This window comes from Paraburkholderia sp. BL23I1N1 (genome assembly GCF_003610295.1).
Taxonomy (GTDB): domain Bacteria; phylum Pseudomonadota; class Gammaproteobacteria; order Burkholderiales; family Burkholderiaceae; genus Paraburkholderia.
In genome coordinates this window covers 5,743,425-5,757,012 of sequence record NZ_RAPV01000001.1, presented here as the reverse complement: position 1 = coordinate 5,757,012, position 13,588 = coordinate 5,743,425, and the positions used below count along the sequence as shown (strand labels likewise).

8 protein-coding genes and 1 pseudogene are annotated in these 13,588 nt (G+C 63.9%); 7 read left to right on the top strand and 2 right to left on the bottom strand.

All coding sequences use genetic code 11. The features are described from left to right. Nucleotides 1–89 precede the first annotated feature (89 nt). Entirely contained in the window at nucleotides 90–1,178 is a 1,089-nt protein-coding gene (locus tag B0G76_RS26905) for a catalase family peroxidase (protein WP_120296842.1), read from the top strand. Further along, nucleotides 1,178–1,717, top strand: a complete 540-nt coding sequence (locus B0G76_RS26900; RefSeq protein WP_120295179.1) for a cytochrome b — start codon at nucleotides 1,178–1,180, stop codon at nucleotides 1,715–1,717. The genes B0G76_RS26905 and B0G76_RS26900 overlap by 1 nt, the downstream gene beginning before the upstream one ends. Here B0G76_RS26900 and B0G76_RS26895 read toward each other — a convergent pair. Further along, nucleotides 1,714–4,218 (bottom strand): FAD-dependent oxidoreductase, encoded by a 2,505-nt coding sequence (locus tag B0G76_RS26895; protein ID WP_120295178.1) that lies wholly within the window; start codon nucleotides 4,216–4,218, stop codon nucleotides 1,714–1,716. The genes B0G76_RS26900 and B0G76_RS26895 overlap by 4 nt on opposite strands. A gap of 121 nt (nucleotides 4,219–4,339) precedes the next feature. Here B0G76_RS26895 and B0G76_RS26890 point away from each other — a divergent pair. After that, a pseudogene (locus B0G76_RS26890) lies at nucleotides 4,340–4,450 on the top strand (type II toxin-antitoxin system MqsA family antitoxin); the annotation flags it as partial. Nucleotides 4,451–4,555: 105 nt separating this feature from the next. After that, entirely contained in the window at nucleotides 4,556–5,353 is a 798-nt protein-coding gene (locus tag B0G76_RS26885; RefSeq protein WP_120295177.1) for a DeoR/GlpR family DNA-binding transcription regulator, read from the top strand. Nucleotides 5,354–5,497: 144 nt separating this feature from the next. Here the strand turns inward: B0G76_RS26885 and B0G76_RS26880 are convergent, their stop codons facing one another. Next, on the bottom strand, nucleotides 5,498–6,820 hold the full coding sequence (locus B0G76_RS26880; RefSeq protein WP_120289662.1) for an IS1182 family transposase: 1,323 nt from the start codon (nucleotides 6,818–6,820) through the stop codon (nucleotides 5,498–5,500). Between the two features lie 238 nt (nucleotides 6,821–7,058). Between B0G76_RS26880 and B0G76_RS26875 the strand changes: the two genes are divergently transcribed. The 3 genes from B0G76_RS26875 (at nucleotide 7,059) to B0G76_RS26865 (ending at nucleotide 13,350) form a co-directional block, all read left to right on the top strand. Continuing rightward, the gene (locus tag B0G76_RS26875; RefSeq protein ID WP_120295176.1) at nucleotides 7,059–10,547 is read left to right on the top strand and encodes a DEAD/DEAH box helicase; all 3,489 of its coding nucleotides are present in this window, start codon (nucleotides 7,059–7,061) and stop codon (nucleotides 10,545–10,547) included. A 614-nt stretch (nucleotides 10,548–11,161) separates the two neighbouring features. Continuing rightward, nucleotides 11,162–11,899, top strand: coding sequence for a response regulator transcription factor (locus tag B0G76_RS26870; RefSeq protein WP_120295175.1), 738 nt, complete (start codon nucleotides 11,162–11,164; stop codon nucleotides 11,897–11,899). Between the two features lie 62 nt (nucleotides 11,900–11,961). Further along, the gene (locus tag B0G76_RS26865; RefSeq protein ID WP_120295174.1) at nucleotides 11,962–13,350 is read left to right on the top strand and encodes a FecR domain-containing protein; all 1,389 of its coding nucleotides are present in this window, start codon (nucleotides 11,962–11,964) and stop codon (nucleotides 13,348–13,350) included. Nucleotides 13,351–13,588: the final 238 nt, after the last annotated feature.

The window sequence follows — 13,588 nt, the reverse complement described above, 5'->3', positions numbered from 1 at the left end:
CGAACGGACGCGCCGGATATCGAACGGAATAGATCGCCGATTTCGGTGTTTGCCGATGAGTGCATCTTTCCGCGAGCCAAGGAGTCGTCGTGACAAAACCATCCGTTCCCAACGCTGAACCCCGATGTGTGCCGTGCCGGCTCGCCGCGATTGGCGCGGTCGTTGCAGTCCTTGCAGGCGGCTTTGCCTATACGGCAGGCTGGCTGACACCTGCGCGGCTCACTGCGCCGCGATTCATCAATACATTCGAAGCAGTGGCAGGCCAGCCGCATCCTGGCTACCGCCGCAACCATGCAAAGGGCCTGTGCGTGGAGGGTTATTTCGACAGTAACGGCGATGGTGCGGTGTTGTCTCGCGCTGCGGTGTTCGGCGCCGGGCGCACACCGGTCACTGGGCGTTTTGCGGTGCCGGGTGGTAAGCCGTCCGCGCCCGACACCAGTTCACCGGTGCGCAGTATGGCCTTGCTGTTCCAACTGCAAAATGGCGAGCAGTGGCGCACGGGAATGAATTCGACACCTGTATTTGCTGTTCATACGCCCGGGCAGTTCTATCAGCAACTGATTGCGGCGAAACCCGATGCCGCGACCGGCAAACCGGACCCGGCGAAGCTGAAAGCTTTTTACGACACGAATCCGGAAACCCAACCGTTTCGTGCGTGGGTGAAAGCGCATCCGCCGTCGTCGAGTCTGGCGAACGCCGCGTATTACAGCATCAACGCATTCTGGTTTACCGACAGTGCGGGCAATACTCGTGCCGTACGTTGGGCGATGGTGCCCGAAACGCCGTATGCGCCGATCTCCGATGCCCAAAAGGCCGAGAAGAATTTCCTCGAGGCCGACCTCGACCAGCGCCTGCAAAGCGGACCATTGCGCTGGCATCTGATTCTGACGGTCGCGAGACCCGGCGATCCCGTCGACGACGCCACGATGCAATGGCCCGACGATCGTCAGCATATCGACGCCGGCACGCTGGTGATCGATCACACGACATCGCAGGAAGACGGCACGTGTCGCGACGTCAACTTCGATCCGACGATCTTGCCCGCGGGCATCAAGCCTTCGAACGATCCATTGCTCGCCGCACGCTCGGCGGCTTACGCGGTATCGTACAAGCGCCGCACGCGCGAAGAAGCGTTGCATCCGGCGATTCATGAAATGCAAGCAAACGGAGGCCACTGATGAAGCTGGCGCACTCACATTTCAGTTCGCTCCAGCGCATCCTGCATTGGACGATGGCGCCGTTGATCGTCGCGATGCTGTTCATCGGGGTGGGGATGGTCGCGACCGTATCGCGTGTGCATATCACGCTGATCGCGATTCACAAGCCGCTCGGCATTGCGCTGCTGCTGTTGGTGATCCTGCGCGCGAGCGTGCGTATGAGGCGCGGCAGTCCGCCGCTGCCGACAGACATGCCCGCGCCGCAGCGCATCGCCGCCAGGCTGTCGCATCTCGTGCTGTATGCGCTGATGGCGGCGATGCCGTTGATCGGTTGGGCGATGCTATCCGCAGCGGGATATCCGGTCACGCTTTATGGCCCGCTGCATCTGCCGCCGATCGCGCCGCATAACGTCGAACTGTTCGCGGTGCTGCGCACACTGCACACATGGCTTGCGTTCGTGCTGTTCGCCACGGTGCTGCTGCATCTCGCGGCGGCGTTGTTTCATGGATTGATCCGCCGCGATGGGGTGTTTTCAAGCATGGCGCGCGGTGGGCGTTAGCGCTTCACCCGTTCCGAGCGCGGATCGTAGGGCGCCTTCAGATGCACGGTCGCCGGCAGCAGATCGCCGGCGACGTCGATCATGTATTGGCCGCTGGTCAGATACGCTGCATCGGCAACACCATCCGGATTGTTGATATAGCCCATCGCGACCGGACAGCCGAGCGTGTGCCCGAAGGCGGCCGAACTGACGAAGCCGACCGGCTTGCCGTCACGCAGAATGGCTTCGCCGCCCCATAGCATGCGATCGGCGGCGCCGTCGGCGGTGAGCACCACCATCCGGCGGCGTTGCGGTTCGGCGCGCATTTTCAGCAATGCGTCGCGGCCGCGGAACGGGATGTCTTTGTCGAGCTTGCAGGCAAATGACAGACCCGCTTCGAACGGATTCGTATCCGGCGTCAGTTCGCGGCCCCATGCGCGATAGCCCTTTTCGATGCGCAAAGAATCGATTGCATAGTAGCCCGCGTTGACGAGGCCGAACGCCTTGTCCGCAGCGTGCAGCGTTTCGTAGACACCCACTGCGAATTCCACCGGCACGTACAGCTCCCAGCCGAGTTCGCCGACGTAGGTGAGACGCGTGGCGCGCACCGTCGCGTAGCCGAGGTCGACCTCGCGGCTTTGGCCGAACGCTAACGCCTCGTTGCTCCAGTCCGCCTTCGACACGCTTTGCAGCAGTTCGCGTGAGCGCGGGCCCATCACGGCGAGCATGGCGTATTGACCGGTGACGTCGACCAGGGTGCAGTGTTTGTCGTGCGGAATCGCTTTTTCGATGGTGTCGAAATCGCGCGTGGTTTGCGCGGTGCCGGTGACGAGCAGATATTGATCGTCGGCGAGGCGTGTCAGCGTGAAGTCGGATTCGTAAGTGCCGCGCTCGTTGAGCATGCCCGTATACACCGTCGTACCTGGCGGCACGGCGACGTCATTGGCGACGATGCCTTGCAGCACGCTTTCCGCATCGCGTCCTTTGACGAGAAATTTGGAGAATGACGTCATGTCGAATAGCGCGACGCCTTCGCGGCACGCGCGGTGTTCCGCGCCGCTCCATGGCAACCAGTTCTGCTGACCGAACGCGTATTCGATCTGCGCTTCGGCGGGTGTCGGCGCGAAAAAGTTGGCGCGCTCCCAGCCCATCTTGCTGCCGAAGGAGGCGCCGTCATCGCGCAGCAGCGAATACAGCGGCGAGCGGCGAAACGGCCGCGCGCTGTCGAGTTCGCGATTCGGCCACGGCATCGCGTAGTGCAGGCCGAGCGTTTCCTTCACGCGGTCGTGCAGCCACGTGTCGTTGCCGTTAAAGCGCGCAAAGCGGCGGATGTCGACCGGCCACAGGTCCATGGTCGGTTCGCCCGCGACGATCCATTCGGCGAGCGCCATGCCCGCGCCGCCCGCCGACGCGATCCCCATCGAATTGAACCCCGCGCCGACGAAAAAACGCCGCAATTCCGGCGCTTCGCCGAGCATGAAGTTGTTGTCCGGTGTGAACGACTCCGGGCCGTTGTAGAACTGCTTCACCTGCGCCGTTTCGAGCGCGGGCACGCGCTGCAGTGCATTTTCCATCAGGATTTCGAACTGATCCCAGTCGTCTGGCAGCAACTGGAATTCGAAATTCTCCGGGATGCCGTTCATGCCCCACGGTTTCGCGTTCGGCTCGAAGCCGCCCATCACGAGGCCGCCCACTTCCTCCTTGAAGTAAATGAAGCCGTCCGGATCGCGCATGACCGGCAGGTCCGGATGCACGCCGGCGATGCGCTCGGTGACGATGTAGTAGTGCTCGGCCGAGTGCAACGGCACGGTCACGCCGCACAGGCGGCCAACCGCCTTGGCCCACTGGCCCGCGCAATTCACGACGATATCCGCGCCGATTGTGCCTTCCTCGCCGTCCTTGTTGCGCCACGCGAGGCCGCTGACTTCGCGCGCGCCGGTCGTGCTGTTGGTCTTGTCTTCGAGAGCGGTGCGCGTGTGAGTCGCCGTGACGCGGGTGTTCTCGACGATGCGTGCGCCGCGCATGCGGGCGCCACGGGCGAGGGCCTGGGTCAGATCGGTGGGATTCGCTTTGCCGTCGCCGGGCAGCCAGACGGCGCCGAGCAGGTCGTCGGTGCGCATCACCGGCCATAGCTCGCCGGCTTCCTGCGGGCTGATTACGTCGCACGCTACGCCGTAGGCGCGCGCGACGGCGGCGGTGCGCTTGAGCTGGGTCATGCGCTCGGCCGTGCGGGCCACCGAGAGCGAGCCGCATTGCTTCCAGCCGGTCGCGAGACCGGTGTCGGCTTCGAGTTCGGCATAGAGCGCGGTCGAGTAGCGGATCAGCCTGGTCATGCTCTCCTGGGCGCGCAGTTGGCCGACGAGACCGGCCGCGTGCCAGGTCGTGCCGCACGACAACTGGCCTTGTTCCAGCAGAACCACATCGGTCCAACCCAGTTTGGTGAGGTGATAGGCGACCGAGCAGCCAATGATGCCGCCTCCAATGATGACAACACGGGTGTGGGCAGGGATGGATGTGGACATGCGTGGAAATAGGTTGAATTAATGCGCATAGATTGCAACAAAACTTGGCAAAAAGCAATGATCGATTTGGTTCGCGTGCGATCAAAGGAAGCGGCGGATGCGCTGGCGATAGACGGCAGCAGCTTTTTCACGCTACGAGAATGGCAAGACCCGGCCGCCGCTCGCGCTGATCAAGCTCCTGAAGGTGCTGGATCGGCACCCCGAGTTGCTGGCGGAAGTGAGGGCAACGTGAGCATGGCCGCCCAGTGTGTGGGTTCGTATGGAAATGCATTGAGTTTGCTTGGCGATTAATGAGGGTGTTTGCTAGACTGGGCGCCGTCATCCCGGTCTCCCTCTTATGTTCTCCACGCAACGCCAAGCCGAAATTCTGCGACTCGTCCGCGAACAGCGCACCTGCACGATCACTGATCTCGCCGGTCGCTTCGAGGTTTCCGACGAGACCATCCGCCGCAATATCAAGCCGCTGATCGCCGATGGCCTGCTCATCAAGGTCCACGGCGGGGTCATGCTGCCGGAGCGTCTCGACGAGCCGCCGTTCCAGCGGCGCATGGTGGCCAGCCGCGAGGGCAAGCAGGCGATTGGCGCGCGCATCGGCGAGCTTGTGCGGGACGGCGACTCGCTGATTCTCGAGGGCGGCACGACCTGCCTGCATATCGCCCACGCGCTCGCCGCGCGTTCGCAACTCACGGTGGTGACCAATTCCATCGAAGTGGCCCGCGTGCTGGCGCCGCGAAACGGTAATCGGGTATTCATCACGGGGGGCGAACTACGCGCCGACGACTCCGCGGCGGTCGGCGACAGCGTGCTGGGTTTCCTGCGCCAGTTCCACGTGCGCTACGCGATCGTCTCGGTCACCGCTATCGACATGCAAGGTCGTTTCATGGACGCGCTGCCCGCCGACGTGGCGTTTTCGCTCGCGGCGTTCGCGCAGGCCGAGCGGCGCGTGGTCGCGGCGGATCACGCGAAATTCGGCCATAGCGCGCTGGTCCACGCTTTCGGCGCGGATGCGGTCGATCTGCTGGTGACCGATGAGGCGCCGGCTCCCGCGTTAGCTCAGGTGTTTGCAGCAGCGTGCCTGGAAGTCAGTGTCGGCGCGGCGCTCCAAGCCGAGCCAAGCCAGGCCATTCGCCCCTAGGAGTCCGCGCGGCAGACAGAATTTGAGCCTCCGGAGTTGACGCCAGATCGGGCGGCGTCAACTGCGATTGCAGTTTTGCCCGCCAGTGCGCGCAAAAATGGTTTGCCCGGGGGCGAAATCAGGCAAACTTGCCCCCTTCCGGGCTTACGCAAGTTTCATTTTCGACATTCTGCGCAGGTTCAGCGCCACGCAGACGAGCTTCCACTCGGCCTGAGCCTTGGCCAGTCCGCGCATGCTGAATTGTCGAAATCCGAGAACGCTTTTTACCCAGGCATTCGGCGGTTCGGACAGCCATTTGCGCTTTCGATAGGCCGCCTGAGTTTGCGCAGAAGTAAACTTTTCTGCCATCGCGGCGCACAGCGGGCGCTTCAGGGCATCGACCCTCACATCTTTCTTGCCCTCGCGTCCGGGCGCCACAATCAGCTCGGCGGGATGCTCGCGCAATTGCTCGAACGTCGCTTCCGACCGGTAGCCCGCGTCGGCAAGGACTTGCCTGGGATTGGCGCCAGCGTCACGCAGCACGGCAGCAAGAACGCCTGGCAACTGGCCGCTGTCGGCGGCACTGTTACCCAGTTCGGCCGCGACGATGATGTGGGCCGTGTCGTCGACGGCAGCCTGGGCATTGTAGGAATAGTCGAAGCCGCCGCCGGCGTGCTTCATGATCCGGCTTTCCGGGTCAGTAAAATTCTCCTGGGCGTCGGGCTTGGGCTCGCCGAACCTGTACTTGAAGCGCGACTTCTTTTTCGGCTTGTCGCCGCCGTCCGGCGGCGTGTCGTCGTCGCTACGACCACGCGCGATATCGGCCTGGCGCTGGCGCTCTTCCAGACGCGCACGCGCAGCACGGATGACCGCAAGCCGGTCCTCGCGCCGCGTGATCTCGGCCGGAATATCGAGTTCAGGCTCGTTCTTCTCAGCGTCATCGGCCACTTTCGCTTTTGCCAGCAGCGCATCGATCTGTTCTTTCAGTTCAAGCTCGGCTTTCTTCATCCGGTCGTAGCTCATCGCCTTGTGGCGCGAGGCATTGGCCTTGATCTTCGTGCCGTCAACGGCAATCGTCCCGAGCCTGATCAGTCCGCACTCCCTGGCCAGTTTCACCACCTGCACAAACAGGTCCGACAGTTCTTTGAGGTGAAAGGCGCGGAAGTCGCACAGCGTCCGGTGCGCCGGATAGTTGCCCGCCGCCAGGACCCGGAACGCGACATCCTCATGCAGCTTCCTGGCCAGCTTGCGCGACGAGAACACGCCGGTCGCATAGCCGTACACGAGCACCTTCACCATCATCGCCGGATGAAAGGGCTGGTTGCGCTGACCACCGCCGGCATACCGCGCATGGAAAGCGGAGAGGTCGAGTGAGTCCACCGTGTCGCTGATGTAGTAGGCAAGGTGCCCTTCGGGCAGCCAGTCTTGCAGCGCGTGGGGCAGCAACATCTGCTGCTGCGGCTCGTAGGGGAGATAGCTTGTTGTCATCTGCTAACAACGTTTACCCTGCCCGACCGGATGACATCAGACTTCTGCCGCGCACGCTCCTAGCCCCACCTTCAAATCTGTCTCCACAGCCCTTTGCCTCCAACGCGTAAAATGGCCGGCTACCACAGGCAACCTGTGCCGGGCCGAAACCGCGCCGGCAGGCGCGACCCATCGCCTGCTGCGCCAATATGCGTCCGCGCCCGGTCATTGTTGCCGGCTTGAAGAGGAATGGACCCTGATGTCGTCAGTTTTCTTTGATCGGGAACGGATTGCGGAATGGCTCGGTGACCAGACTGTCGCCAAGGCGCGTTCGGTCGGCGCCGTCACGAACGTGAAATGGGACGGCGCGACGCTCAGCGGCTATGTGCAGGGCACCCGCGTGCTGCCGTATCACACGCGGGTGCGGTTTCGCACCGACGGCCGCACACCTTGGGCGCAGAGCGACTGCAGTTGCCCGGTCGGCCGCAACTGCAAGCATGTCGCCGCGCTGCTGCTCGCAGAGCTCGAGTATCACGACGAGATGGACCACATCACCCACGTCGACATCGACTCGGACGAGCTTCCGTCCACCGGCTACCCGGAGACGCCGTCTGGAATGACAGCACAGCCGGCATCCGGCGTGCGTCCCGAACTGGTCAGCTGGCTGGAGCGTTTTCGCGCGCGCGCCGAGGCCGCGGATGCGGTCGCCCAGAAGGCGGGCGCCGCGCGCACCCAAACGCTGGCTTACCTCCTGAACTGGTCGAACTTCCAGATGCGCCATGAGGTGGTGTTGTACCGGGCGCACTGCCATCCGGACGGCACGATTGTCGAAGTCGACGAGCCCTGGGGCAACGTGGAAGCCGCCTTACTCAAGCAACCCAGGTTCGTCTCCGACGAAGACCTGTCGATCCTGCGCGGTCTGTGGCTTGGCCGATCTCGCGAGGACTTCGGCCAGTTCATTCTGCGCGGCACGAGCGGCGCGGAGATGCTGCAAAAGCTGATCGCCACGGGGCGCCTGTTCTTCGAACTCAAAACGGCGCCGGGGCAGGAGGGGCCGATGCCGCTGTCGCGCGGCGCCGATCGGCCCGGCCGGATCGAATGGGAGCCGCTGGCGGACGAACGCCTGCGGCCCGTCCTGTGCACCGAGCCGCGCGCCACCATGGTGCTGCCCACTGAGCCGGTCTGGTACGTGGACGGCGTGGCGAATGAAGCGGGCATCGTCGAATCGTCGTTGCCGTTCCAGCAGTTGCCCGATTACCTCGCCATGCCGCCGATCTCGCTTGCCGAAGCGCCGCTCGTCGCCTCGGTGCTGCGCGAGATCGCTCCCGACTTGCCGCTTCCGCCGACGCACGACGCCTCCTCGATTCGCGTGATCGACGTCGATCCCGTGCCGGTGCTCACGCTCAATAGCCACGCGCTGCCGTCTGCGGCCAAGGCGGGGCAGCGCAAGTCCGAAGCGGTTGAACTGGCCGGCGTCAGCTTCGATTACGACGGCGTCAGCATCAACGTGGACAGCAGCGTCACGCTCGTGCCCGTGCCGGGCGGCGACGTCATCCATATCCGCCGACGCTACGAAGCCGAAAAGAAGCGCCTGCTCGAACTGCGCAAGACCGGGCTGCAGAAAGTCCCGACCAGCCGCGTGTACGCATCGCGGCTTTTGCCCGATACGATGCTCGGTCTGCCCGATCCCGAATCCTGGTCCGCCTTCGTCAACGACGCCGTGCCGGACCTCGTGAGCAAAGGCTGGCGCGTGACGATGGCGCCGGAGTTCCGCTACAACATCATCGAGATCGACGCGATCGACGGCACCGCGCATCAGGCGGGCGACGGCTGGTTCGATCTGGAGATGGGCATCCGCATCGGCGAGCGCAATGTGCGGCTCGAGCCGCTGCTCGCCGATCTGTTCCGGCGCGACCGGCGCTGGCTCGGCGGCGCGCTCGAAGCCATCGCCGACGACGAGCCGATCGAACTGAAGACGGAAGAAAACAAGCGTCTGCGTTTGCGCGCCGACCGCCTGAAGCCGGTGGTGCGCGTGCTGGTCGACCTGTTCGACGCGCTGGGCGGCACGCTAGCGGAGGGCGCGCCGCTGCGCGTGCCTTCTGTGGATGCGGGCCGGCTCGAAGCATTGAACGGCACGGGCCGCTGGCAATTCCAGGGCGACGATTCGATTCGCCAACTGGCGCGTCGTCTGCAGGCCGGCCCTGGCTTGCACGAGGTGCCGGTACCGCCCGGCCTGAAGGCGGAGTTGCGGGCGTATCAGCATCAGGGCCTGAACTGGATGCAGTTTCTGCGCGAACACGATCTGGCCGGCGTGCTTGCCGACGACATGGGTCTCGGCAAAACTGTGCAGACGCTCGCGCACATCCTCGCAGAGAAAGAAGCCGGGCGGCTCGACCGCCCCGCGCTGATCGTCGTTCCGACCACGCTCGTGCACAACTGGCGCGAGGAAGCGCGCCGCTTTGCGCCCGAACTGAAAGTGCTGGTATTGAACGGACCGCAGCGCAAGGAGCGTTTCGGGCAGATCGGTGAGCACGAATTGATTCTCACCACGTACGCGCTGCTGTGGCGCGATCAGAAGGTACTCGCCGAGCATGACTACCATCTGCTGATTCTCGACGAGGCGCAGTACGTCAAGAATGCTACGACCAAAGCCGCGCAGGCGATCCGCGGATTGCGCGCGCGGCATCGGTTGTGTTTGACGGGGACGCCGCTGGAAAATCACCTCGGCGAACTGTGGTCGCAGTTCGACTTTCTATTGCCGGGCTTTCTCGGCAGCCAGAAAGATTTCACCAAGCGCTGGCGCAATCCCATCGAGAAAAACGGTGACGGCGTGCGCCGTGCGTTGCTGGCGCGCCGCATCCGGCCGTTCATGCTGCGTCGCCGGAAGGACGAGGTTGCGAAGGAGTTGCCGGCCAAGACTACGATCCTTTGTTCGGTGGATCTGGAAGGCGCGCAGCGCGACCTTTACGAAACGGTGCGTACAGCGATGCAGGAGCGGGTGCGCGCGGCGGTCAGCGCGCAGGGTCTCGCGCGCAGCCACATTATCGTGCTCGATGCCCTGCTGAAGCTGCGCCAGGTCTGCTGCGATCCGCGTCTCGTGCGGAAAATCCACGTTGACGAAAAGCCGCTCGAACCTGGCGAGAAGCGTGGCAAAGCGGGAAAAACCGAAAAAGTCGAAAGAGTCGACAAGCTCGAAAGAGGAGCACGCGTTGCGCGTTCGGCCAAGCTCGATTTGCTGCTGTCGATGCTGCCCGAATTGATCGAGGAAGGGCGGCGCGTGCTGCTGTTCTCGCAGTTCACCGGCATGTTGTCGCTGATTGCGGAAGCACTCGAGGAAGCCGCGATCCCGTATGTGATCCTGACCGGCGACACGACGGACCGCATCACGCCGGTCGAGCGTTTCCAGCAGGGCGAGGTGTCGCTGTTCCTGATCAGCCTGAAGGCCGGCGGTGTAGGCCTGAACCTGACCGCCGCCGACACGGTGATTCACTACGACCCGTGGTGGAATCCCGCCGCCGAGAATCAGGCGACCGACCGCGCGCATCGGCTCGGGCAGGACAAGCCCGTGTTCGTCTACAAGCTGGTTGCCGCGGGCAGCATCGAAGAAAAGATCGTGGAGATGCAGGAGCAGAAGGCGGGACTCGCCGACAGCATTCTCTCCGAAGACGCCGCCGGCGCCACCAAGTTCTCGGACGACGATCTCGACGCGCTATTCGCGCCGATGCCGGAGATCGAAGGCGGGCGGTGAGATTGTTGGGCCGGCGCTAACGCCCAAACGCGCCGGATTCCCCACCCAATGACCCAAAGCTCAGATTTCAATCAAACGATCTGACAATCTTTAAACGATTTATTTTGAGACTGTTCCTATACTCACTCGCAAATTGTCAATCGCCGTTACCCGAATGCGGGCCACGGCCGCCCATGACAAAGGCAGACGGGGCCAATTACCGTGCGGGCGAGACCAACTGACCCGAGTAACGACCCACCGAGGTCGATTTCAATAACAGGCAGAGCCTGAGAGACTTTTGGGGAAATCCCAAAGAACGGTTCGCCATGACCGAACCGAACGGAGTCAGCCGGATAGCCGCGTAATCGCGTCCGGCAAAAGAGCGGCCAATTTCGATTATGATGATCTGCCCCCCCCTCGTATTGAGCGCGCTAAAGCCAAAAATACGCGCTAATTTCGAGACGGTATGGCGGCAGAATTGAACGGGGCGCGAGGCAAGGGACCGTTAATCGAAAAAACGTGCAGCCGCAGATGAAAACAGGAAGCTGGATCGACGGTGCTAGCGCCGTCATCCTGGTCATCTGCCGGCTCGCCGGCCATCAGTTACGAAGGACGATGTCGCATTGCGGGGTTTTATGAGAATTGCAGTCCTGGATGACGATTCGGCGCAAGCCGACCTTGTTTGCCAAACGCTGTCGGCGGCTGGCCACGTCTGCCATGCTTTCGGCGCGGGCCGCGAACTGGTACGGCAGCTGCGGCGCCAGACCTTCGACCTGCTCGTGCTCGACTGGAACGTACCCGACATGTCGGGCGAAGAAGTGCTGCGCTGGGTGCGCGAAAGCCTCTCCGAACGTTTGCCGGTCCTGTTCATGACGAGCCGCGGCCGCGAAGTCGATATCACCTCGATCCTTAACACCGGCGCGGACGATTACGTCGTCAAGCCGGTCTCCGGGGCGGTCCTGCTGGCGCGTGTCGGCTCGTTGCTGCGCCGGGCGTATCACCTGAAGCCGCCCGCGGCGAAAGAAGTTTTCGGCGAATTCGAGTTCGATCTGAGCGCGAAGCACGTCGTGGTGCGCGGCGTGACCGTCGCCGTGACGGCAAAGGAATTCGAACTCGCGCTACTGCTGTTCCAGCACCTGAGCCGGCCGTTGTCGCGCGCGCACATTCTCGACGTGATCTGGAAGCAGGCGACGGACATTCCCTCGCGCACGATGGACACGCACGTGTCGATGCTGCGCAGCAAGCTCGGCTTACGCCCGGAGCACGGCTATCGCCTGACGCCGATCTACGGCTATGGGTACCGGCTCGAGCGTATCGAATCCGGCACGTCGCCGATGGTCGACGAAGAACGCCCCGAAGCGGGGGACGCGTGACGGTTTCTTTCGATGGAGTCGTGCCCGGTTGCGCAGGCTTACCGGGGCGCCGCGCCGGCGCGATGCTGGCGGCGGCTGGCCTGATCGCGATGACGTGCTTCGCACCAATACCGGCGGATGCGCAATCGTCCCGCGCGCCGAAGCCACGCACCAGAACGACTACGCCAGCCTATGTGTCCTACGTGACGCACGACGGCGACACGTTGTACGAAATCGCCGGCCGCTATCTGCGCGACGCCGGCGATTGGGCTTTGTTGAGCCGCCTGAATCACGTGCCTGCGCCACGCCGCATGCCGGCCGGAATCGCGCTGCGTCTGCCGGCCGACAGGCTCAAACAGGATTCCGAATCGGCGCGCGTGATTGCGACGAGCGGTCCGGCCGAGCGCGCTTTCGGCGAGAACCCTTACACGCCGCTCGCGGCGGGCGCGACGCTCGGCGAGGGCGATCGCATCCGCACGGGCCACAACGGTTTTGTCACGCTGGAATTGCCGGACGGCTCGCACGTCACGATGTCGCAAGACGGCCAGCTCGACATCGAGAAGCTGCGGCGCACCGTGCTGACTGGCGCGGGTGATCGCGTGCTCGAATTGCGGCATGGCGAAGTCGATAACCAGGTCACGCATGCCACGAAAAAAGACGACCGCTTCCAGATCCGCTCGCCATCGGTGGTAGCGGGCGTGCGCGGTACGCGCTTCAAGGTCGCCTACGATGGCGACGCGCGAACCACGGCGGTGGAAGTGCTGGACGGCGCGGTCGGCGTCGATCCGGCCGCGGCCGGTGGCCAGGCGTTTGCGCCGCCACCCGGCGTGCCGCTGCAGGCGTCCGCGCAACTCGTCAAGGCACGCTTTGGCAGTATCACACGGGCAGGCAGCGCGATCGGCGCGCCCGTGGAGTTGCTGGCTGCGCCGTCGCTCACCGAGCCGGCCATAGTGCAGGACGGCAAAACGGTCGCCTTCGACCTCGTGCCCGCCGAGCGCGCCGTGGCCTACCGCGTCCAGATTGCACGCGATGCCGATCAGCTCGACCTGATCCGCGATCTGCGCGTGAGTGCGCCGCACGCGGACTTCGGCGAGCTGACCGACGGCACGTATTTCGTCCGCATCGCCGCGATCGACGCGAACGGCCTCGAAGGATTGCCGCAGGTGTATGGCTTCGAGCGGCGTCAACTGGGTCTGGCGGCATCGGCGGGCCCGCGTGCCGGCAGCCGCGACTATGAGTTCCGCTGGTTCGTCAGCCGCTCCACGGTCGAGACGCGCTTTCGCTTCGTGCTCGCCACGACCGCCGATCTGCGCCATCCGCTCGTCGACCGGACCGATCTGACGGGTGGCCAGTTCGTCGTCAGCGACCTGCCGGGCGGCGTCTACTACTGGACGGTCGTCGCCGAGCAATTCGAGAACGGCCGCTTCTATGAAAAGAGCAGCACGGTCCGCTCGTTTACGCTTGCGCGCTGACGCTGGTAGATTCACGGGACCGGGCCAATACGCCAATAACCCGTCGTCTCCATAGCTCTCAACCACGTCACGCCTTGCCGAACCCACCCACGCGCCTGAGCCTCGACCCGCGCGCCCGTCTTGGACGGCGCGCCGGACGCCGCTTTCTGCTCGAATGGGTGGGGATTGGCTGCCTGGGCATTGCAGTCATTCTGCTCAGCTCGCTCGGCCGCTTGACCGCCAGCGTCGACAACCTGGT